Source organism: Mycobacterium sp. 852014-52144_SCH5372336 (genome assembly GCF_001665615.1).
Taxonomy (GTDB): Bacteria; Actinomycetota; Actinomycetes; order Mycobacteriales; family Mycobacteriaceae; genus Mycobacterium; species Mycobacterium neumannii_A.
This window is the reverse complement of the sequence record NZ_LZSW01000033.1, coordinates 20,122-40,068: the sequence shown is the minus strand read 5'-3', so window position 1 is coordinate 40,068 and position 19,947 is coordinate 20,122. Positions and strand designations below refer to the sequence as shown.

Below are 19,947 nucleotides of genomic sequence, written 5' to 3'. Positions count from 1 at the left end.
CGAAAAGGATTAGGCCAGAACGCCTTTCAACGCGTGATATCCGCCGATGACATCGGTCGCGCGGTGCAGGCCCAGATCGAGCAGCGCCGCCGCGGCCAGGCTGGAGGTGTAGCCCTCCGAGCACAGCACCACCCACTCGACGTCATCGTCGACGGCCTGCGGCAGCCGCGCCTCGCTGGTCGGGTCGCAACGCCATTCGAGTACGTTGCGTTCGATCACCAACGCTTCTGCCACCTCCCCCTCGCGTGCGCGTTGGGCTTGCGGGCGGATGTCGACGAGGATCGCGCCGCGGTCCAACGCCGCGGGCACCTCGGCCGCCGGCAACCTGTGCAGGCGGGCGCGGGCGTCGTCCAGGATCCGGTCGATGCGACTTGCCACGATCAGCCCTCCGGTCCGCCGGTCAGCTTGGTCCGATTGCGGCGCAACATGTTCCGTGCCGTCACCTCGTAATACGACATCGCGGTCAACGGCGGCGAATACGCGTGCACGCTCAGCGTGGGGGTGACCGGGGCCGAGGTGTCACGATCGGGTGCCCACACTACGTCGTGTACCCATCCCAGCGGGAAGGCGGCCTGATCCCCGGCGTGCAGCCTGCGTCGCCGCAATGCTCCACCGTCCCAGCGGGTCTCGCGCAACGCGCCCGAGATCACCGTCAGGGCCCCAAGGGAGCCGCCGTGGTCGTGCATCTCGGTCGACCGGTCGGGCACCCAGCTGATCAGCCAGATGTCGAGCTCGTCATCACCATGGAGGCGGGTGAACCAGCGTTCGTCGCCAGGCGGTCCGCCAGCAGGCAGCAGGTGGTCGTAGCGACCGGTGAGCACATCGTCGGCGCAGCGGTCGGAAGCGAGCAACAGATCGGGCAGCCGCAGCCGCGTCGGTGCGGACACCGCGGGTACGGCAGTGGGCAGGGCTGCAGGGGAGGCCATGAAAGCTCCAAGAGAACCGGAATCGGGCAGGGGCGGCGCTAGGGCCGACAACACTCCTGGCGTCCGGTCGTCATGAGAGCAAGCCTGGCATGGGCGTGCCATTCCAACCCGGCCGGAGGCGACGGTCCCGCACGCTCGGAGCCTGTCGTCGCAGGCCAGACGCGTGTTTGCGGGATCGGCGGATAGATTCACCGTGAGCGCAACCTCGGCGATCGGTGCAGCCGGTGTCGGTCGCGGGCGAGCCGTTGCCTAGATTGACGGGCATGCGCATGCGTCACGGTGTCGCGGCGGCCGCAGTGATGGTGGGTGTCGTCGCGGGATGTTCGTCGGGTACCGAAGACACCTCCGAGCCGTCGGCCGACTCGACGCCCACGGCCACCAGCTCGGAAACACCCACCGCGGCACCGGGTTCGGTCGCCGTCTCCCCCGACGGTGTCACCACCGCGGTCGGCGCTCCCGCCGACTCGACCGAGGAGGAGTACTTCAAGGCCTGCGCCACGGCGCGGCAGTGGATGGACGAACAGGGTGGTGACCCGAAGTCACAGATCGAGCCCTACCTCGGCATGGTGCAATCAACGGATTCGGCGGGGCCTGGAACGTACGGCACACCGTGGACGCAGTTGCCGCCGCCGCGTCAGGCCGCGGTCATCGTCGCCGTGCAGGCGGCGGCCGACGGCCTCTGCGCCTGAAACCGGCGGCCAGAATCGGCGCCGGCAGGCGACAATGGCGGCATGGCTGGCAAGCGGGTCGCGCTGGCGCTGGGCAGCGGCGGCGCCCGCGGCTACGCCCACATCGGGGTGATCGAGGAACTTCAGGACCGCGGCTACGAGATCGTCGGCATCGCAGGATCGTCCATGGGGGCTCTCGTCGGTGGGCTGCACGCGGCGGGCAAGCTCGACGAGTTCTCCGACTGGGCGAAGTCGCTCACCCAGGGCGCCGTGCTGCGTCTGCTCGATCCCTCGATCACCGCGGCGGGCGTGCTGCGCGCGACCAAGATCCTCGACGCTGTTCGCGACATCCTGGGCGAGGTGCGCATCGAGGACCTGCCGATCCCCTACACGGCGGTCTCGACCGATCTCATCGCCGGCAAGTCGGTATGGCTGCAGAGGGGCCCGGTGGACGCCGCGATCCGCGCGTCGATCGCGATCCCCGGCGTCATCGCACCGCATGTGCTCGACGGGCGTCTGCTCGCCGACGGCGGCATCCTCGAACCGCTGCCCATGGCGCCGATCGCAGCCGTCAACGCCGACCTCACCATCGCGGTGTCCTTGGCCGGCAGCGAGGCCGGCGGCGGCGAAGAACCTGTAGAACCAGCGGGACAGGGTCAACGCGCCACCACCGAGTGGCTGGCCAGGGTGTGGCGCAGCACCGCGTCACTGTTCGAGTCGAATGCGATGCTGAACCGCACGGGATCGGGACCGGAGGACGATCCGGCGGGCGGGGACAGCGAGGAGGAGCTCGTCGACGCGACGAAGGAAGCGTCCGTGGTGCCCAAGCTCGGGAGCTTCGAGGTGATGAACCGCACGATCGACATCGCGCAGGCGGCGCTCGCCAGGCACCAGCTCGCCGGTTATCCGCCCGACATGCTCATCGAGGTACCCCGTTCGGCTTGTCGGAGCCTGGAATTTCACCGCGCCGCCGAGGTGATCGACATCGGTATCGAGTTGGCGGCCGCCGCACTGGACGCGTTCGACACCAAGCCCGAATCGCCTAGCGTGACCGAAGATTAGAGGCCGAGGTGCTCGGCGATCTGAGCGGCGACGCCGCGGCCCTGTCTGCGTCCCGCATGCGCAGACGGTGTCCGGCACGCGGGGTCGAGCGGGTTGGCGCCGAACGCCGCCAGCGACTCGTCGTCGGCGAACACGCCGAAAGTGTTGCGCGTGGTGACCTCGTCCCTGGCGCCCGTCCCGAACGGTGACGGCGACGACAGGCCCTGTGGGATCAGGGCGACCACGACATCGCAATCGTCGGCCACGGCCAGGTTGACGGTGCTACCGACGCCGCCGTCCATGAAGCGGCGCGACCCGATGGTGACCGGCGGCCACACACCGGGCACCGCGCAACTGGCCGCGACCGCGTCGACCAGCGAGACGCCCGAGGTGCGGTCGAACGCCACCAGTTCCCCGGTCTCGGTGTCGATGGCGGTGATGCGCAGATCGCGGTCGGGCCAGTCGTGCGACGGCAGCCGCTGCTCGATCACCCTTCGCCGCACGTCTTCGGCGACGGTGCCCGCAGCGAGCGCGATCGCACCGATCCGCTGCAGTTTCTCGGTTTTCGAGCCGGGAGCGGTCATCGCGTCGAGGAACATCTGGGTGATCGTCTCGATCCCCGCGCCGGGGTTGATCTCCGACGATGTCGCCGAGGTCTGCCGGTCGAACAACGCGGGCAGGCCGAGGCCGCTCCCGAGTTGTGCGGCGACCGTCGAACCCGCCGATGTGCCGACCAGAACGTCGGAGGCCAACAACGCATCGGCGGTCGCGGGCGACTCGTCGGCGATGCCGGTCAGGATGCCGGTCTCCCACGCGATACCCGCCACGCCGCCCCCGGCCAGTACCAAAGCACGTCTCGTCACAGCCCGTGAGTGTGCCAGGTGAGCGGCGTCGCCCGCGCGGCCCCCAACACTACGCGAGGCCCTGCGCCGCCCTGCCGCTGATCAACGGTAGATCGAGATACGTTGCGATGCCGGGTTCTGCGGCGCACACCGCGGGCACCGAGTTCACACAGTGCGCCGCGGTGCCGACGATGCCGTACTCCGGGCCCTCTCCGCCGACCGCCGACTGAAAGCCCTTGACGACGATGTTGACATCCGGGTTGCCGCGGACCTCCATCTCGTAACGCTGGCCTTCGGGGCCGAATGTCCAGGCGGGGTCGAGGTTTTCCTCACCCATCAGCCAGTTCACGGTGACTCGCACCACCGGTTCCTCGTCGACGAGGGCCTCCCAGTGGAATTTGCGGCCCGCGACCTGTCCCGGTTCGATGACACCGATCGGTGATTCGATCGGTGCAGTGGCGACCGCGATCTCCTGCGCGGAGCGGACTTTTGGATCGGCACGGAAACCCACCTTGTCGACGATCATCTTCACCGCCTGGATGAAGCCGCCGTCGAGCAGCTTCTGCATCGGTCCGCTGAGCGCCTTCTCCGGAACCTCACCGAAGCCCATCACGTGCCGTACGACGTCGGGTGCCTCGTAGGTGCGAAGGTCGGAATACTCTTCGGCCCGAACGAATGTCACGCCGGTCGAGAACGCGGAGAACAAGAGCGGAAACTTCTCGCTGATCCCGCCTGGCGCAATGCCGGTGCCGTGCAGCGTGGCATTTCCCGCGAGCGCCGCCTCTTGCAAAGGCGTGCCCTGCCGGGCGCTGGGATACACCCATCCGACCGGGGTGACGACGTTCTTACCCGACCGCAACAATGCGGCCACCTCGTCCGGATTGGGCAACAGCGGTGAGTAGATCACCGCGTCGGCGTCGAGGGCGAGGATGTCGTTGAGGCTGTTGGTCGCGGTCACGCCCACCGGCCCGATGCCGACGATCTCGCCGACGTCCTTGCCTGCCTTCGCCGGCGAGTGCACCCAGCATCCGACGAGTTCGAGGTCGGGATGTTCGAGCACACCCTTGATCGCTGCGACGCCGACGCCACCGGTCGCCCACTGCACCACCCGTAGGCCCATAACCGACTCCTCACGCGAAAACTAGAACACGTTCTACTCTTGCAGGTCTACACCACAACCCGTCCCGCGCGGGCCACAATGGCTGCGAAGGCCGTAACCAAGATCGGGCTCGGCGCCCCGGGGCTCCCGGGGCAGTTTCTGGACGCTTTCCTCGGCCGCTAGACAGGTGGCGCGCTGTATGTTTCTGTCGATCGCAGCGCAGCGAAAGGATCATCAATGTCGACCGCCAAAAACAGGGTCTTCGTCGTCGGTGTCGGAATGACGAAGTTCGAGAAGCCGGGCCGCCGTGAAGGGTGGGACTACCCTCAGATGGCCAAGGAGTCGGGCACCAAGGCACTCGACGACGCCGGCATCGACTACTCCGAAGTCCAGCAGGGATTCGTCGGCTACGTCGCCGGTGACTCGACCTCGGGCAACCGGGCGCTCTACGAACTCGGCTTGACGGGGATTCCGATCGCCAACGTCAACAACAACTGCTCGACCGGTTCGACGGCGCTGTTCCTTGCCGCGCAGACGATTCGCGGCGGGCTCGCCGACTGCGTCATCGCTCTTGGTTTCGAGAAGATGCAGCCGGGGTCACTCCAAGGCGGCCACGACGATCGGGAATCTCCGATGGCTAAGCACGTCGCGGCGATGGCCGAGATCGACGAGTTCGGATTCCCCGTCGCACCGTGGATGTTCGGCGCCGCGGGTCGCGAGCACATGCGCCAACATGGAAGCACCGCAGAGCATTTCGCGAAGATCGGGTACAAGAACCACAAGCATTCGGTGAACAATCCGTATGCGCAGTTCCAGGAGGAGTACACGCTCGACGACATCCTGGCCGCGAAAATGATCTCCGACCCGCTGACCAAACTGCAGTGCTCGCCCACGTCGGACGGCTCCGGTGCGGCGATCGTGGCAAGCGAGGACTTCGTCGACAGGCACGGCCTGGCAGACCAGGCGGTGGAGATCGTCGGTCAGGCGATGACCACCGACTTCGGGTCCAGCTTCGACGGCAGCGCCAAGAACCTCATTGGCTACGACATGAATGTCAAAGCCGCGCAGCAGGTTTACGACCAGTCGGGGCTGGGACCGGCCGACTTTCAGGTGATCGAGCTGCACGACTGCTTCTCGGCCAACGAGCTACTGCTCTACGAGGCGCTGGGCCTGTGCGCCGAGGGTGAGGCGCCCAAGCTCATCGACAACAACGACACCACCTACGGCGGGCGGTGGGTTGTCAACCCCTCCGGCGGGCTGATCTCCAAGGGACACCCGCTCGGTGCGACGGGTCTCGCGCAGTGTGCGGAGCTGACGTGGCAGTTGCGCGGTGCGGCCGACAAGCGACAGGTCGAGGGCGTCACCGCCGCGCTGCAGCACAACATCGGGCTCGGGGGCGCCGCGGTTGTGACCGCTTACCAGCGCGCCGAGCGCTGATAGGGGATCATGGACCGCATGCGGACCACACGGATCCTCGCCGGAGTCGCCACCGTCGTGTGTGCGGCTGTCATGCTGCCCGCGGGCGTCGCATCGGCCGACGATCAGGACTCGGCCCAGGAGGTCATCAGCAAGCTGCAGGATCAGGGGTACAACGTGACCATCGACAAGATCGGCACGGCCCCGCTGTCCGACTGCGTGGTCACCAGCGTGCGCAATCCCCAGGAGTTCACCCAGCTGGTGCCGCTGCTCGGCGGAAATCAGGACGGGGTGCTGTTCCCCGCGACCATCAGCAAGCCGATCTCGGTGTCGCTGGACTGCAGCGGTCGCTAGCGACTTCGGTGTGGTTGGTTGCGGCAAGCGCGACCAACTACACCGAAGCCGCCGCATCAGCGTGAGCAATCCGCGGTGACGGTGATCGTGCGCTGGGCCACCACCTGCACCAGATCGTCGCCTCGTCGCACCAATTCGGTTCGCTCACGGGCATTTCGGATATCGGTGACGACGCACTCGTCGAGGGGCGCACTTCCGATCCGATTGACCTTGACGTCGAAGCCTTGGGCCTCGAGTGTGGCGATGGTCAGCTCCGCCGAATCGGCCGCCGACGCGATGGCCGCCGGCGTGAGAATCACACCGCATGCCACCGCGGCCAGCCCGACCATTGTCAACAGTATTGCGCGCATACCGCGCTCCCTTCGTGACCCGAAGGCCCCGGTGGCCTTTCAGGTGGTACGACGGGACAGCCGCGGTGAAGGTTCAACGCAATTTGGTGGAAGGACGATATGACTGCGGGCGACGAGCTGCGAATGTCGTGACCCTTGCTGCGCTCCCTAAGCGGTGACCGGCTCCAGCTCGCGCACCTTGGGGGCGACGATCGGGTCCGTCGCGACGAACTCCGAGTACAGCAGCGGCATCGACGCGTTGACGGCGAACATCGCCACCCCGCCCGAGTAGTCGGCCACGTAGAGCCGGCCACCGTGCGAATCGACTGCCACGCAGGACGGCCGGCCGTCGACGGTGATCGTGTCGACGATCTGAAGGGTCAGCGTGCACAGCACCGCGACGTGGTCATAGTCGACGATGTAGGCCCTACTCTTGTCCTCGCCCATCGCGAGCTGCGTTGGGGCGCCGCCGACCTCGATGACATCGGTGATGCGTCCCGAGGACAACTCGATCACGTGGACCACGCCACCGCGGGTCCGGTCCGAGCTCAGGACGAACGCCGCGCCGTCGGCGAGCGCGATATCGCGAATCGGCGCACCGATACGCACCGCACCGCCGACCCGGCCGGTCTCGAGTTCGACGGTGAGGACCGCGCTGCCCCGCGCGTCGGTGGTCGCGACGTACAGTCGCGTTCCGGTCGGGTCGATCGCGAGGGCATCGATGCCGATGCCCGCGCCGGTCGCGATGTCGATGGTGCCCACGCGGTCGGCGGGGATGTCGATCACCGCGACGTCGATGCGCCCGTCACCGGTTCGACCGGCGTAGACGCGCTTGCCGTCGGGGCTCACGACCAGTGCCGTGACGTTGTCCGCCAGTGGGTACGAAGCGATCACCGACTTGGTCGCGGTGTCCAGGACCGTCACCTCGTCCTTGTGGGTCCAGGACGACGTGCTGATGTAAGCGCGGTCGTCGTGGACTGCCACCGCGAAGGGCTCACCGTGGACCGCGACGATGGCCTCAGCGGCGAGGGTGCGGGGATTGAGCACCGCGACACTGTCGTCGCCCGGGTGCGTCACCACGGTTGCACCGGTGCCGGTTGCGGCGATATCGCCGATCGGTCCTCGGCTCAGCTTCACCGCACCCATCGCCGTAGGCGCATGTTCAGGCATCAAAAAGTCAACCATCGAAAATCGGTACCTCCACCGGCATCGCGTGCAACCGGCCTAGATTTCAAGTCGTAACGCGCCAAATCGGCGCGGTCTGAACTGATTCTAGCGACGAAATCCGACATCCCACTTGGGTGCGAAAAGCGGCACCGGAGACGACCTGTAAACCTCTCAGACACCGCTTAGAAAAACGTGCGTTACCCGATTGTTACCAAATTTCGGCAACTCCAAGACAGTCCATGACCTGTGTAAATACCGCTGTCGCAAGACTTTCCGAATAATGTGGCCGACGGCATTTATAAAGGTTTCTTACCTTTCGACGACAAAGTGAGCGCTAAATCACAGGCGACACGACAGCAAATCAACAACAGGCGCCACGACCGTCACAGGACGCGGTGCGAACTAGCCCACCAGCCGCAGTCGGGGCCTGCGAGGCGGCGTCGGCGGGTTCACGCGGATCACCGGAATCAGCTCCTCGGGATCACACAGTGCGAGAACCCTGGACACGGCGGCACCGGGCAGCACGCGCCACGGCACACCGGCCCGAAGGAGCCGGGCGTTGAGGGCGTGAAGGGCGGTGACCCCGTCGAAGGCGAAGAAGCCCAGACCGGACAGATCAAGGGTGACGTGTAGTGCGTCCGCGATCGTTTCAACGACAAGAGCCGCGAACTCCTTGGCGTTCGCGGCATCGACCTCACCGGTCACCGTCACGACGACGTGGCCGGGCCCACCGATTGCACCGGTGCCGGAGGCGACGGACAGCGCGCGCCTGGGCTGCGATGACGGGCGTTCGATCGCCGCGACGGACATTTCCGGTTCCCGACCGCGTCCGGGTTACCGCTGCCTGATTCCGCGCTCGGCGCAGATATCGAGTGGGGCACTGTCGACGCCCGGGAAGATTTCGCCCATGCCTGCGCTCGCTTTCTGCGATGGAAGTCAGCGATGCGCCTTTACCCGCGCCGGCCGCCCGCCAAACGCAATCACGCAGAAGTTGCGAAAGGCTCCTCGGAGGCGAGCCGGCAATCGTCGAACTCGAGCTGTACGCGGGTGCCGAACGCCGAGGCGTCGATCGTGGCCCGATCGGACAGAGCGCGCATGAGCTGGATGCCGCGACCGCGGGTGTTCGGCTTGCCGTCGGGCTCCTTCTCCAGCCAGGCTCCCTGGTCGGAGATGGTCGCGACCAGGCGCCGATCCTCGGCGTCGTACCGGGCCGTCACCGACATGCTTCCGGCCTGTCCAGCCTGGACATAGGCGAATTCAGCGGAATTGGTCAGCGCTTCGTTCACCGCCAGCAATATGTCGCTGAGCCGGTCGGCGTCGAGCGCGAAATTCGTCCGGAGCCATTGCGCAAAGGCATTGCGGAACTCGGCAACGGTTTGCGCGTCTGCGGGGCCGTTGCTGGAGAAGCCGAGTTCCGTCGGAGCGTTCATGGTGCTCTGTGTTTACCCCGTCCGGCCCGAGTTCACGCTGTGATGTTGTCGAGCGCGGCGTCCAGCGAGGAAAACAGGTCGATCAGGTCGGCGATCCCCGTGATCTTCAACGGCCGGCTGGTGGCGGATCCGTCTGCGACGACGGCGAACCTGGTCGCGGTGCCGTCGGTCTGGTTGTGGGTCTCCATCAGCACCTGCATGCCCGCGGACCCCAGGAACTCAACGCTCGTCAGATCGACGATCAAGCCCACCGGATCCTTGCCCAACGCCGCCTGCACAGCATCGCGCAGCTGCGGTGCCGTGAGCATGTCGAGGTCACCGGAGGCGGCGACGACAGCGACGCGTCCCACCCAGTTCTCGGTACAAAGTTGTCCGTCCAAGCCTCACCTCTTGTTTGGCAACCACCGTAGCGGTCATGGCCGATCGCGCGAGGCTGCAGTCTTAACCCGCGCAATAGGGTAGCGGCTTCACGGTACCGATACCTAAACGGGGACCCATCCGCGCCGGTCAGGCCGCAATAACTCGGCTTTGGCTACTACGTTGGCCGGTGCGCTGTGTCCACCAGTTGCACCGCGATCAGCTGCAACGGCGTGTTCTTCTCCTGGGAGAGCTTCACCAGGAGGTTGAACGCAGCGGGCGCGTCGACGGCGAAGCGCTCCATGATCATGCCTTTGGCCTGACCGATGATGTCGCGTGATGCCAGAGCGGTTTGGAACTGGTCGTCACGGCGCGCGGTCGCCAAACCGATCGCTGCGTGCGCCGCCACCGCCAGCGCCAGGTCCTCGAGGTGGGGTGTGAAGGTACGGGCCCGCTCCGAGTAGAGGTTCAGCGCACCGATCTCCGAATCGTGGGTGTAGAGCTGGATGGACAAGCTGGACAGCACCGGGGTGATTTCCAGGGCGCGTCCGATGAACTCGGGCCATCGGTCCTCGGTCTCGAAGTCGTCGATGCGCACCGTCACGCGTTCGTGGATCGCGTCGACGCAGGGTCCCTGGTGAAGCTCCACCTGCAAGGTGTCGAGGTCCTTGGGCACCGGACCCGTGGCTGCGACCGAGCGCACCCGCCGGCTCTTGGGTTCCACCAGCGAAATTCCGGCGTGGTGCACATCGGGCAGGATGCGCACCGCCGTCGCGGTCACCTCGTCGACGAGGTTGTCGACGTCCATGTCGGCGCTCTTCTGGCTGTGCAGGCTTCGTGCCAAGCGGGCGATCTCTTCGTGGAGAGCGCCGCCGCGCAGATCCGTCATATCTCACCCCATACGATCGGTTCCCGGCCATCGTATGACCGAACCCTGTCAGGGGCGCGCGCCTCCGAGGATGCGCACCAGGTCAGGCTTCATCGCCTGTAGCTGTGAACCCCAGTACGCCCAGGTGTGCGTCCCGTCGGTCGGGAAGTTGAACACCGCATTCCGTCCGCCCGCCGCGAGGTATTTCTGCTGAAACTCCTTGTTCGTCGACAGCGTGATGTTCTCGAGGAACTGCGCGCTGTACTGCGCACCGAAGTTCGCGCCGTCGTCGAGTTCGGAGGTCGCGCCGTTTCCGCAGTAGACCCACAGCGCGGTGTTGTTGGCGACCAGCGTGTTGACGTTGACCATCGGATCGTTGCGCCGCCATGCCGGATCCGACGTCGGCCCCCACATATGGGTCGCGCTGTAGCCGCCCGCGTCCTTCATCGAGAAGCCGATCAGGGTGGGCCATAGACCGCTCGACGGGTTGAGGTAGCCCGAAAGCGAACCGGCGAAGATGAACTGGCGCGGATGCCATACGGCGAGGGTCAGCGCCGCGCTGCCCGACATCGAAAGACCCACGACCGCGTTGCCGGTCGGCGCCTGCCCCCGGTTGGCCGCCAACCACGCGGGCAGTTCCTGAGTCAGGAACGTCTCCCACTTGTAGGTCACGGTGCCTGCGCTTCCCACCGCAGGCTGATACCAGTCGGTGTAGAAGCTGGCCTGCCCGCCCACGGGCATCACGACCGAGATACCGGACTCGTAGAACCACTCGAACGCACCGGTGTTGATGTCCCAACCGTTGGCATCCTCCTGCGCGCGCAGGCCGTCGAGCAGGTACACCGAATGCGGACCGCCACCCTGGAACTGCACGCGGATGTTTCGCCCCATCGACGGGGACGGCACCTCGAGCGTCTCCACCGGCAACCCGTCACGTGAATACGCAGCGGCCGTTGGCGTCGGGATCCCAACGCAGACGAGCAGCATCGCGATCAGCGCAGCCCAGAGTCGGCCCAGAGACGATTTCACGCGGGCAAGCTAGCAATTCGGCGGCGGCATGCTCAGCGTGCCACGCAGCGCTTGACCAGCTTGTGACCAAACCTCCGCCGCCGATTCAGCGGCCGCGGATCAACAACCGAGTTCGTTGGTCGCGATGCTGACGATGTCAGCTGCGGCGGTAACCGAAACGCCCAGGTCCTCGCGCACCATCAGCATCGATTCGGCGGCAGGCACGCCACGCGCCGCGTTGGCGCAGACCTTGTTGCCCGCGGCGATCAATTGGTCCGCCGACAGAAAGACATACGTCTCCTGAAGCTTGCGCACAAACTCCGCCTGATCGGCCGCTGCCGGCGCGGCGAATGCGACTGCTGTGGCGGTAGCACCGATGAATAGTCCGAAGATGCGTCGCACAAGAACCCCTCCGCTTGGTTGGTCATTGATGTCCGCGGCGCACCAGGAACCCGGCCGAGCGCCAAAGCGCGAAACCCCGACACCCGCGTGCCCTGACGACACGCCATCCACACTGACGGGCGCGTCATAACGTACCCGTTGTTAGGGGAACGAATCATTTCCGCCGTCGATAGGTAACGTTTCGATAACGGCTTGATCAAGTGACCGCCGTCTCACACTTCACCATCCGCGCAGGTAACCCCCGTACCCGGGCGCCGCCCGGCGCGTGCGCGTGAGCTGTGGAAACTTGCCTGTCATTTTTTGCTGGCATACCGTCATAACGCCGATGACGTAACTGATGTGATTCGATGATTTTGTTCGGTGGTGACAACGCAAGTGACCATTCGCGACCGGGACCCAGTCCCGGAGGAGCGGACGGCTGGTTTGAAAGCGCCAGCAGTGCAGCCAGATTCGTGGACGAATCATCTCCGCTCGCCGAATGAGGGCGATGCCATCGCAATGCATCGTCTGGTGGCCGAGACTGAAGTGCTCGATCTGAACTCCACCTACACGTACCTGTTGATGGCCACGGACTTTGCCAGCACGTCCATCGTCGCGGAGAAAGACGGCGGCATCTGTGGACTGATCACTGGCTACCATCCGCCGGCACGCCCCGAAGTCCTCTTCGTCTGGCAGGTGGCCGTTTCGGCGGCTGCGCGTGGAACCGGGTTGGCCAGCGCCATGCTCGACGGCCTCGTCCACCGTGTTCGCGCCAACCGCCGAGGCCATCCGGTCACGGTGGAGGCCACGGTGGCACCGAGTAACTCGGCTTCGCGCGCGTTCTTCGGCGCGTTTGCTCGGCGTCACGGGGTGCCACTGATCGAGGAACCCCGCTTCACCGCCGCACACCTGGCGGCCGATCAGTCCCACGAGGACGAGCCGACTGTCCGCATCGGACCCATCACGACACCTTTGGCCGACTGACCCCTCAGAAAGGACACATGTCTACGCCAGCAACACTCCCCCGTCCCGACGAATCCGACCTTCCCGAGGTCTATAACTCGGTCGAATCGGAAGTACGCAGCTACTGCCGTGGATGGCCGACCACCATGGCCGTCGCGCAGGGCTCGTGGATGACCGATACCTCCGGGCGGCGCTACCTCGACTTCTTCGCCGGAGCCGGCGCGCTGAACTACGGCCACAACAACCCCGAGCTGAAACGGCCGTTGATCGAGTACCTGGCCAACGACAACATCGTGCACTCGCTCGACATGGCGACCGCCGCCAAGACGGAGTTCCTGCAGAACTTCGAGCAGCTGATCCTCAAGCCTCGCGACCTCGACTACAAGGTGCAGTTTCCGGGGCCGACCGGGGCGAACGCCGTCGAGTCAGCGCTCAAGCTGGCCCGCAAGGTGACCGGTCGCGAATCGATCATCAACTTCACCAACGCATTTCACGGCATGACCCTCGGCGCGCTGTCGGTCACCGGCAATTCGATGAAGCGCGCCGGTGCCGGTATCCCGCTGGTGCACGCCACACCGATGCCGTATGACAACTACTTCGGCGGCGCCACCGAGGACTTCCACTGGTTCGAGCGCGTTCTCGACGACTCGGGCGGCGGGCTCAACCACCCGGCCGCGGTGATCGTCGAAACCGTGCAGGGCGAGGGCGGTCTCAACGTCGCGAGGATGGAGTGGTTGCAGGCGCTCGCCGAGCTGTGCAGCCGCCGCGAGATCCTGTTGATCGTCGACGACGTGCAGATGGGTTGCGGACGCACCGGCCGGTTCTTCAGCTTCGAAGAGGCAGGCATCGTCCCCGACATCGTCACGTTGTCCAAGTCGATCAGTGGATACGGCCTTCCGATGGCACTGACCTTGTTCCGCAGGGACCTGGACGTGTGGACCCCCGGCGAGCACAACGGCACCTTCCGGGGCCACAATCCGGCGTTCGTCACCGCGAGCAAGGCGCTCGAGATCTATTGGCAGACGGAGACATTCAGTGACGACACGATCGCCAAGGGCCGGCAGGTCCGAGACCGGCTGGAAACCATCGCCGACAAGTATCCCGGCGTCTCCGCGCGCGGGCGCGGGATGGCGCAGGGGCTCAAGTTCGAGGATGCGCCGATGGCGTCGGCCGTGTGCCGCGCGGCGTTCGATCGCGGGGTACTCATGGAGACCAGCGGCCCCTCGGACGAGGTCGTCAAGCTGCTTCCCCCGCTGACCACTTCCGAGTCGGATCTGGATGCGGGCATCGACATCCTCGCCGACTCGGTCGCCGCAACGCTTTCTTGACCACATCACGCCGAAAGGAGCACGACGTGATCGTGCGCACCACTGACGAGATCACCGGCACCGAACGCGACGTGTCGGCCAAGGACTGGAGATCCAAGCGCATCATCCTGGCGGGTGACGGAGTCGGATTCTCCTTCCACGAGACCACTATCAACGCGAATTCGGTCAGCGATTTCCACTACCGCCATCACGTCGAGGCGGTCTGGGTGGTCGAGGGCACGGGGACGCTGACCAACCACGAGACCGGTGAGGAACACCCGCTCCGGCCCGGCACGATGTATCTGCTCGACGGGCATGAACGCCACCGCGTCACATGCCATACTCAGCTGCGGATGCTGTGTGTATTCAATCCTCCCGTGACCGGACAAGAGGTTCACGACGAGACTGGTACCTACCCTCCCCCGGCGGTGCAAGCGAGTTGAGCGACAACATATTTACCGACACCAGGGACCGATATCCCACGCGGCTGTCGGAACCGAGCGATCCTATTCCACGCGCGGAGCCCACGGTGTGGGGCCAGGAGTCGGACGGTCCGCTGTTCGAGACCGACCTGCAGTCGATCGACGCCAACGGATACCTGGTGCAGCGGTCGGCGGTGGATGACAACTGGCTGACGACGCTGCGCGGCGAGTTGAACAACATCGGCGCCAAGGCCGACCCGGAGGACCCGCGGATCATTCGTGAGCCCGGCGGCAGCATCCGGTCGGTGTTTCAACCCCATCTGTTCAGCGATGTCATCGCCGAGGTGGTCACCCTCGACACGGTCTTGCCCGTGGCCCGTCAATTGCTGGGCAGTGACGTCTACCTGCACCAGGCGCGGATCAACCTGATGCCGGGATTCACCGGGACCGGGTTCTACTGGCATTCCGATTTCGAGACATGGCACGCCGAGGACGGCATGCCCGCCATGCGGGCCGTGTCGTGTTCGATCTCGCTGACCGACAACTACCCCTACAACGGCTCGCTGATGGTGATGCCGGGTTCGCACAAGACGTTCTACCCGTGCGTCGGCGCCACTCCGCGCAACAACCACACCTCCTCGTTGGTGAAACAGGAGATCGGCGTTCCGAGCCAGGCCACGCTTAGCGAGGCCGCCGCCCGCTACGGCATCGACCAGATCACCGGGCCTGCCGGTACCGCGCTGTGGTTCGACTCGAACGTGATGCACGGTTCGGGTTCGAACATCACGCCGTTGCCGCGCTCGAACGTCTTCCTGGTCTTCAACTCCGTCGAGAACCAGCTCGTGGCGCCCTACCGAGCCGAGACTCCGAGGCCCGAATACCTGGCGGCCAGGGACAGCCAACCTTTCAGCACCCCGTCACTGGTGCAGTAGACGTCGCCGTGGCCGCCCTATACGGGGCGGTCCACGCCACGAATGCGGGCAACGAACTCGACGTCCATCGCGTTTGCTTTCGTTCCGCCTTGCCGCCTTGGCCCCTACCAGCCGGTCGCGTAATGACCCGGGCTTGACGCTTGCAGCCCTGCCGACCTTCGCAAACTGGACAGTGAGCCGACGCTGCCTAGCGGCCTCCTGCCCGAGGCGGCGCCTGCTTTGCCCGCCATGGACTCTGAGAAGGTGTCAGCTACCCGTCGACGCATGCCGCTTCTATTTGCCACAGCTCTCGCCGCTCCCCTGCGGACGTGCAGGTGCTCGAGACATCAGCGAAGTCGTTTCGCAGCGCTCACGATCGATCCGGTACGTTTCGAGAGTGTCTGAGCTGTTCAGAAGTGTCTTTTCGGTCATGGACGATCAGGCATGATCGATCGCAGCAATTCCTTCCGTCGACGATTTCAGGGTAACTTGCCATCGGTATCGACACAGGCGTAGGTTGCTACTCGTAGCAAGCGCGCAAACAAGGGGAGGGGCTTGATGAAGGCCAGCGCCAAGAAATATGTGACGACCGGTGTGGCACTTGTGGGGGCAGGCGTCATCGCCGCTGGTCCGATCGCACAGGCACCAGCGAACACCGTCGCAGAAAGTCGATCGCACAACGTGGCTCTGATGGCCGCGAACACCAGCGAGATCCAACGTCAATTCGAAGCGCAACAGGCTTTGCTGGAGATGTTCGCACCCGGTGCCGCGCTGGAGGACTTCATCGAGGGCACCCTCGCCGCGTTCAACCGGCCCGGCGGGGAGGCCGTCAACAACCCCGACCCGACAACCGGCGTCGTCGAGGGGTTGGGCCGCATCGGCCAAGGCTTCGCAGCTTCCGGACTTCGGCTCGGGACCACCGCGCTCGCGCCTCTTCGCCTGATCGAACTCGCGCAAGCCATCAGCGACGGCAACGGCTCCGCGAGCTTCGGAGCATTCGTGAAGAACATCGTCGACGCACCGCTGTGGACGATCGACCCCGCGCTGTTCGCGTTGCGTGACGCATTGCCGGCGCCGCTGGGAGGACCCGGCGGGCTCGTTATGACCATCCGCGATCAGCTCTACAGGCTCACCCTCGAGATCAATGAGGGGCTGCAGGACCCGGGCGCGCTGGTCCAGCGCTTCGTCGACGGGACGATCCAGGCGTTCGAGCAGCCCGGCCCCGTCGCGTACGACGGGGTCGATGGACCGATCGAAGGGCTCTCGCGCGTCACCGAGGGTGCGATCGCGTCGACCCTGCGGCTGGCCGCAGCAGCCGTGCTCGGTCCGGTGGGCATCGTGCAGGCGGTCGCCGCCGTCGCCCAGGGTGACACTGAAGCAGCCCTCGCCGCGGTGGAGAACATCGTCGACGGTCCGCTGTGGGTGGCCGACCCGGCGCTCTACGGACTTCGCGATGCCCTGCCGGCCCCGATCGGCGGCCCGGGCAATCTGGTCGAAAATTTCCGCAACGGATTGTGGAGCGCGACCGAGCGGATCAACGGCTCGATCCGCGACATCGTCGTACGGGACGAGACCCCGGCAGAGCAGGAGGAGGCCCCCCTGACGACGGACAGCCAGGGGGTAGCCGGCGTTGCGGCAGAGGCGCCGAAGGTATCGCCGCAGGATGAGCGCCCGATTGTGAAGAAGACCGAACTCAGTGCGGAACAAGGCTCCGAACAGCCCTCCGAACAGCCGAAGCCCCCGAAGCAAGAGCCTAAGCGTCTCCGCGACCTGCTGGCCAATACGCAAAAGCTGACCCGCGATGTGCTGAGGCAGTCGGCGAACTTCTCTCCGGGCGCTAACGCAGGAACGCAGGCCCCGACGGGTGAAGGCGCGAAAGAGGTCGGGGACGTCGACGTTTCGAAGAAGAAGCAAACGACGGTTGCCACGCAGACCGGCACCACGCACGACAGCGAACCCGGCACCAAAACCGGTGACAACGGCGCCGGCGAAGGTGGGGACGACGGTTCGGACAACAACAAGTAGTACTTCACTCATTCGACAGCCCCGGGGCAACAGCACCGGGGCTGTCGACCGTTTTCACTGAACCAACGGAAACGTCGCTCCCGCTCAATTACTTTGGCTGATGTGGAACCACCCCACAGCTACGTTCGGGACACATCAGCGTCGGTGGTGCACCACGGGGACTACATCAACCGCGATGCCCACAAGGCGCTCTGCGGTCTCGTGCTCACCAAGGTCACGACGCTCGACGATGTCGCGGGCGAAGGGGCGGTCTGCGCGGACTGCGAGGCGAAGTTGGCGCAGTACCACGCCGCATGGTGGCGCGAACGAGCCCTGACCGTCGAGGCCGAGCTCGACGAGCTCCGCATCAAGTATCGCCGACTGAGCGGGCAGGTTGAGGAAGCGCACGAACCCAGTGCGGAAAGCGCGCAGACAACTGACAGCCCCGCGGCCGACGAAGATCCGACGTCCCTGCTCGGACGCGCGCGAGTGGAGCTCTTGGCACTCTGCCGCCAGTGCGACGGTGTCGTGCCCTACTGGCGGTTGAAAACCACCATGCAGGCGTTCAGCGACGAGCTCAGCACCGACGAGCGAGTCCAACTCGCCCAGGAGATCGGCGCCGACGGATCGCTGATCCGTTGGTGCACAACCGAAATCGGCAACCTCGGATGGCAGGTCACCAACAGTCCGGTCCAGGAGGAATCCGAGGCCATGTGGGACGCCTGGACTCACGATGCGTACCAGACACCCAAGAAGAACAAGTGGCGCCTGGGTCGGTCCCGGTCCCGGGACGCCAGTTGACGTCGGCTCCCCAGGGCCACCTTCGACCGCTCTTCCTACTGGCAGACAGTCAGCTGCTGTTCTGGAAACGACAGGAGCGGCTGCTGCTCGAGCCCGCGGTCGACGAGTTGGCTCGACACGCGCCCCTGAGTGCCGCCTACATCGGCGCGTCCAACGGTGATCGTCCGGAGTTCTACGACATCTTCGAAGCGGCCATGGACGACGTCGGAATCGCCGACCTCCGCATGGTCGACTCGTCGTTCGGCGCGGACGATCGCGCGTTCCTCGAGCGGGCCAGCGTGGTCGTCCTCGCCGGCGGCGATGTGCGGATCGGCTGGAACGTCTTCGAGAGCACCGGCATGGCGGACGTGATCCGGGCTCGGTACGCGCATGGCGCTGTCCTGGTCGGCATCTCCGCCGGTGCGATCCAGCTCGGCCGCTACGGAATCGTCGAGACATCCGAGTCGGCGGCCACAGAACTGCTCAACGTGTTCAAGTTCGTTCCCGCGATCATCGATACGCACGACGAGCGCTCCGGCTGGGCGCGGCTGTCAGGAACAATCCATTCGCTGCAGGGAGCCGCAACCGGGATCGGCATCCCCGCCGGTGGTGGGGTCATCGTGCACCACGACGCCACCGTCGAGCCCGTGCGACATCCCGCGCACGAATTCCGTTACGAGGAACCAGGTCTCGTGCACTCGCTGTTGTGCCCCACCGAGGAGTGACCGCTACTTGAAATAGGGATCGAGCAACGTCGACCAGGCTTGATCGAGTTGTTCCCACTCCGCTGGGCATCCCGACGCCCGCTCCTCAGGGAGCTGACCGCTTGAGACGAGGTCGGCGTTGGCCTTGGGATCAGAGCCGTAGATCCAGCACTCCAGGTTGTACATCCGGGTCTCATCCAGCGAGTGCTCGTCGGCGAAGTCGTCTGCGGTCAGCTCCGTGGCCTGCGCACCGGAGGCGCCGAACGCCCGCGCGAAATCCTTGACCGCCTGTACCGATTCGGGGTCGGCGTGACCGTGTTCGCCGGGCGCCAACAGCACGAAGGCAGCGAGCTGATCGGCCACGTCCTCCTCGCGCCCGGTCACGGGAAGGTCGTAGATGCTGATCGCCATGTGCCCGACCTCGTGGTAGAACGTCGCGTACTCGGAATTGAGCGCCGACGCCTTCGGATCGGGGTCACCGGCTTCGGTGAAGACTCGCTGCGCCCAGTCCACATCCTCATAGCAGAGGGTGATGGTGTTGTCGTCGGCGCTCCAATAGGCGTTGGGCTCGTCGCACTGCGAGCCGCGCAACGAAATGTTGTGGGGCAACTTGAGCGTCTCGTTGATGTCATTTGCGAGGGCTTCGAGCAGTTGATCGTCCTGCATGATGTTGCGCCCATTCGTCGCTTCGGGGGTGGTGGCCATGTCATAGAAGACGACCATCTCGCCGTCGGCAGGCGCGCTCGGGTCCGGTGGTGGGTCTGGGTTCTGCGCAGCCGGGGACCCCTGGGAGGTAGGCGATTTCGCCGCGTCGTGGGTGTCCGCCGCCTCTCCTCCCGAGCTTCCGCATCCCGCCGCCAACACTCCCGCGGCAACGAGAGCCAAAACTCGTGACGGCGTCGCCCAGCGCACAGGCTCTCGTGCTGGTTCGTGTGTGGTCAAGCGCGGTGTCCTTCCCGGTGGCCGCTCG

Annotated in this window: 24 protein-coding genes; 11 read left to right on the top strand and 13 right to left on the bottom strand. The window is 65.6% G+C overall.

From position 1 onward, the window contains the following. Positions 1 to 9: 9 nt before the first annotated feature. Together A5759_RS06435 and A5759_RS06430 are read right to left on the bottom strand one after the other, a co-directional pair. On the bottom strand, positions 10 to 378 hold the full coding sequence (locus A5759_RS06435; RefSeq protein WP_068195326.1) for a rhodanese-like domain-containing protein: 369 nt from the start codon (positions 376 to 378) through the stop codon (positions 10 to 12). Positions 379 to 380: 2 nt separating this feature from the next. After that, complete coding sequence (locus tag A5759_RS06430) at positions 381 to 926, bottom strand: cysteine dioxygenase family protein (protein WP_068195324.1); 546 nt, start codon at positions 924 to 926, stop codon at positions 381 to 383. A gap of 263 nt (positions 927 to 1,189) precedes the next feature. Between A5759_RS06430 and A5759_RS06425 the strand changes: the two genes are divergently transcribed. Next, positions 1,190 to 1,615 (top strand): lipoprotein LpqV, encoded by a 426-nt coding sequence (locus tag A5759_RS06425; RefSeq protein WP_094289266.1) that lies wholly within the window; start codon positions 1,190 to 1,192, stop codon positions 1,613 to 1,615. 42 nt (positions 1,616 to 1,657) lie between these two features. After that, entirely contained in the window at positions 1,658 to 2,656 is a 999-nt protein-coding gene (locus tag A5759_RS06420) for a patatin-like phospholipase family protein (protein WP_068195323.1), read from the top strand. Here A5759_RS06420 and A5759_RS06415 read toward each other — a convergent pair. Together A5759_RS06415 and A5759_RS06410 are read right to left on the bottom strand one after the other, a co-directional pair. Further along, positions 2,653 to 3,498, bottom strand: a complete 846-nt coding sequence (locus A5759_RS06415; protein WP_064394939.1) for a patatin-like phospholipase family protein — start codon at positions 3,496 to 3,498, stop codon at positions 2,653 to 2,655. The genes A5759_RS06420 and A5759_RS06415 overlap by 4 nt on opposite strands. A gap of 49 nt (positions 3,499 to 3,547) precedes the next feature. Then, a complete protein-coding gene (locus A5759_RS06410) occupies positions 3,548 to 4,597 on the bottom strand; it encodes a dihydrodipicolinate reductase (RefSeq protein WP_068195321.1) in 1,050 nt (349 codons plus the stop codon). A gap of 216 nt (positions 4,598 to 4,813) precedes the next feature. On the opposite strand from A5759_RS06410, the gene A5759_RS06405 reads away from it, so the two are divergent. Together A5759_RS06405 and A5759_RS06400 are read left to right on the top strand one after the other, a co-directional pair. Next, on the top strand, positions 4,814 to 6,013 hold the full coding sequence (locus tag A5759_RS06405; RefSeq protein WP_068195318.1) for a lipid-transfer protein: 1,200 nt from the start codon (positions 4,814 to 4,816) through the stop codon (positions 6,011 to 6,013). An 18-nt stretch (positions 6,014 to 6,031) separates the two neighbouring features. After that, positions 6,032 to 6,346 (top strand): hypothetical protein, encoded by a 315-nt coding sequence (locus A5759_RS06400; protein ID WP_068195638.1) that lies wholly within the window; start codon positions 6,032 to 6,034, stop codon positions 6,344 to 6,346. Between the two features lie 56 nt (positions 6,347 to 6,402). Here the strand turns inward: A5759_RS06400 and A5759_RS06395 are convergent, their stop codons facing one another. From A5759_RS06395 to A5759_RS06360, 8 genes are all read right to left on the bottom strand, one after another. Continuing rightward, a complete protein-coding gene (locus A5759_RS06395) occupies positions 6,403 to 6,696 on the bottom strand; it encodes a hypothetical protein (RefSeq protein ID WP_066843262.1) in 294 nt (97 codons plus the stop codon). A 147-nt stretch (positions 6,697 to 6,843) separates the two neighbouring features. Next, positions 6,844 to 7,860, bottom strand: coding sequence for a YncE family protein (locus A5759_RS06390; RefSeq protein ID WP_068195316.1), 1,017 nt, complete (start codon positions 7,858 to 7,860; stop codon positions 6,844 to 6,846). 384 nt (positions 7,861 to 8,244) lie between these two features. After that, entirely contained in the window at positions 8,245 to 8,652 is a 408-nt protein-coding gene (locus A5759_RS06385) for an STAS domain-containing protein (protein WP_068195312.1), read from the bottom strand. Positions 8,653 to 8,822: 170 nt separating this feature from the next. Beyond that, positions 8,823 to 9,272: an ATP-binding protein gene (locus A5759_RS06380; RefSeq protein WP_068195309.1), complete on the bottom strand. Its 450-nt coding sequence runs from the start codon at positions 9,270 to 9,272 to the stop codon at positions 8,823 to 8,825. Between the two features lie 32 nt (positions 9,273 to 9,304). Next, positions 9,305 to 9,652, bottom strand: coding sequence for an STAS domain-containing protein (locus A5759_RS06375; protein WP_068195307.1), 348 nt, complete (start codon positions 9,650 to 9,652; stop codon positions 9,305 to 9,307). Positions 9,653 to 9,807: 155 nt separating this feature from the next. Further along, positions 9,808 to 10,518, bottom strand: a complete 711-nt coding sequence (locus A5759_RS06370) for a GAF and ANTAR domain-containing protein (protein ID WP_068195305.1) — start codon at positions 10,516 to 10,518, stop codon at positions 9,808 to 9,810. A gap of 48 nt (positions 10,519 to 10,566) precedes the next feature. After that, positions 10,567 to 11,484, bottom strand: coding sequence for an esterase family protein (locus A5759_RS06365; RefSeq protein WP_068195635.1), 918 nt, complete (start codon positions 11,482 to 11,484; stop codon positions 10,567 to 10,569). Between the two features lie 141 nt (positions 11,485 to 11,625). After that, positions 11,626 to 12,018, bottom strand: a complete 393-nt coding sequence (locus tag A5759_RS06360; RefSeq protein WP_231984570.1) for a DUF732 domain-containing protein — start codon at positions 12,016 to 12,018, stop codon at positions 11,626 to 11,628. Positions 12,019 to 12,330: 312 nt separating this feature from the next. Between A5759_RS06360 and ectA the strand changes: the two genes are divergently transcribed. From ectA to A5759_RS06325, 7 genes are all read left to right on the top strand, one after another. Further along, positions 12,331 to 12,870 carry a diaminobutyrate acetyltransferase gene (ectA, locus tag A5759_RS06355; protein WP_068195629.1) on the top strand — a complete coding sequence of 180 codons (540 nt, stop codon included), beginning with the start codon at positions 12,331 to 12,333 and terminating at the stop codon, positions 12,868 to 12,870. A 17-nt stretch (positions 12,871 to 12,887) separates the two neighbouring features. Beyond that, positions 12,888 to 14,177, top strand: a complete 1,290-nt coding sequence (gene ectB / locus A5759_RS06350) for a diaminobutyrate--2-oxoglutarate transaminase (protein ID WP_068195303.1) — start codon at positions 12,888 to 12,890, stop codon at positions 14,175 to 14,177. A gap of 26 nt (positions 14,178 to 14,203) precedes the next feature. Further along, a complete protein-coding gene (locus tag A5759_RS06345) occupies positions 14,204 to 14,599 on the top strand; it encodes an ectoine synthase (RefSeq protein ID WP_066845783.1) in 396 nt (131 codons plus the stop codon). Further along, positions 14,596 to 15,510, top strand: coding sequence for an ectoine hydroxylase (gene thpD, locus A5759_RS06340; protein WP_068195300.1), 915 nt, complete (start codon positions 14,596 to 14,598; stop codon positions 15,508 to 15,510). The genes A5759_RS06345 and thpD overlap by 4 nt, the downstream gene beginning before the upstream one ends. 537 nt (positions 15,511 to 16,047) lie before the next feature. Further along, complete coding sequence (locus tag A5759_RS06335; RefSeq protein ID WP_068195298.1) at positions 16,048 to 17,514, top strand: hypothetical protein; 1,467 nt, start codon at positions 16,048 to 16,050, stop codon at positions 17,512 to 17,514. 102 nt (positions 17,515 to 17,616) lie between these two features. After that, positions 17,617 to 18,294, top strand: coding sequence for a hypothetical protein (locus A5759_RS06330; RefSeq protein ID WP_231984568.1), 678 nt, complete (start codon positions 17,617 to 17,619; stop codon positions 18,292 to 18,294). Continuing rightward, positions 18,291 to 18,998 carry a Type 1 glutamine amidotransferase-like domain-containing protein gene (locus A5759_RS06325; protein WP_068195296.1) on the top strand — a complete coding sequence of 236 codons (708 nt, stop codon included), beginning with the start codon at positions 18,291 to 18,293 and terminating at the stop codon, positions 18,996 to 18,998. The genes A5759_RS06330 and A5759_RS06325 overlap by 4 nt, the downstream gene beginning before the upstream one ends. Positions 18,999 to 19,001: 3 nt before the next feature. Here A5759_RS06325 and A5759_RS06320 read toward each other — a convergent pair whose 3' ends face one another. Continuing rightward, positions 19,002 to 19,889 carry a DUF4344 domain-containing metallopeptidase gene (locus A5759_RS06320; protein ID WP_082962016.1) on the bottom strand — a complete coding sequence of 296 codons (888 nt, stop codon included), beginning with the start codon at positions 19,887 to 19,889 and terminating at the stop codon, positions 19,002 to 19,004. Positions 19,890 to 19,947 lie beyond the last annotated feature (58 nt).

Excerpts from the sequence above, each read along its gene's own strand:
- A5759_RS06430 (WP_068195324.1), bottom strand. The coding sequence starts at position 926 with ATGGCCTCCCCTGCAGCCCTGCCCACTGCCGTACCCGCGGTGTCCGCA.
- A5759_RS06425 (WP_094289266.1), top strand. The coding sequence starts at position 1,190 with ATGCGCATGCGTCACGGTGTCGCGGCGGCCGCAGTGATGGTGGGTGTC.
- A5759_RS06420 (WP_068195323.1), top strand. The coding sequence starts at position 1,658 with ATGGCTGGCAAGCGGGTCGCGCTGGCGCTGGGCAGCGGCGGCGCCCGC.
- A5759_RS06410 (WP_068195321.1), bottom strand. The coding sequence starts at position 4,597 with ATGGGCCTACGGGTGGTGCAGTGGGCGACCGGTGGCGTCGGCGTCGCA.
- A5759_RS06405 (WP_068195318.1), top strand. The coding sequence starts at position 4,814 with ATGTCGACCGCCAAAAACAGGGTCTTCGTCGTCGGTGTCGGAATGACG.
- A5759_RS06400 (WP_068195638.1), top strand. The coding sequence starts at position 6,032 with ATGCGGACCACACGGATCCTCGCCGGAGTCGCCACCGTCGTGTGTGCG.
- A5759_RS06395 (WP_066843262.1), bottom strand. The coding sequence starts at position 6,696 with ATGCGCGCAATACTGTTGACAATGGTCGGGCTGGCCGCGGTGGCATGC.
- A5759_RS06390 (WP_068195316.1), bottom strand. The coding sequence starts at position 7,860 with ATGGTTGACTTTTTGATGCCTGAACATGCGCCTACGGCGATGGGTGCG.
- A5759_RS06385 (WP_068195312.1), bottom strand. The coding sequence starts at position 8,652 with ATGTCCGTCGCGGCGATCGAACGCCCGTCATCGCAGCCCAGGCGCGCG.
- A5759_RS06380 (WP_068195309.1), bottom strand. The coding sequence starts at position 9,272 with ATGAACGCTCCGACGGAACTCGGCTTCTCCAGCAACGGCCCCGCAGAC.
- A5759_RS06370 (WP_068195305.1), bottom strand. The coding sequence starts at position 10,518 with ATGACGGATCTGCGCGGCGGCGCTCTCCACGAAGAGATCGCCCGCTTG.
- A5759_RS06365 (WP_068195635.1), bottom strand. The coding sequence starts at position 11,484 with ATGCTGCTCGTCTGCGTTGGGATCCCGACGCCAACGGCCGCTGCGTAT.
- ectB (WP_068195303.1), top strand. The coding sequence starts at position 12,888 with ATGTCTACGCCAGCAACACTCCCCCGTCCCGACGAATCCGACCTTCCC.
- A5759_RS06335 (WP_068195298.1), top strand. The coding sequence starts at position 16,048 with ATGAAGGCCAGCGCCAAGAAATATGTGACGACCGGTGTGGCACTTGTG.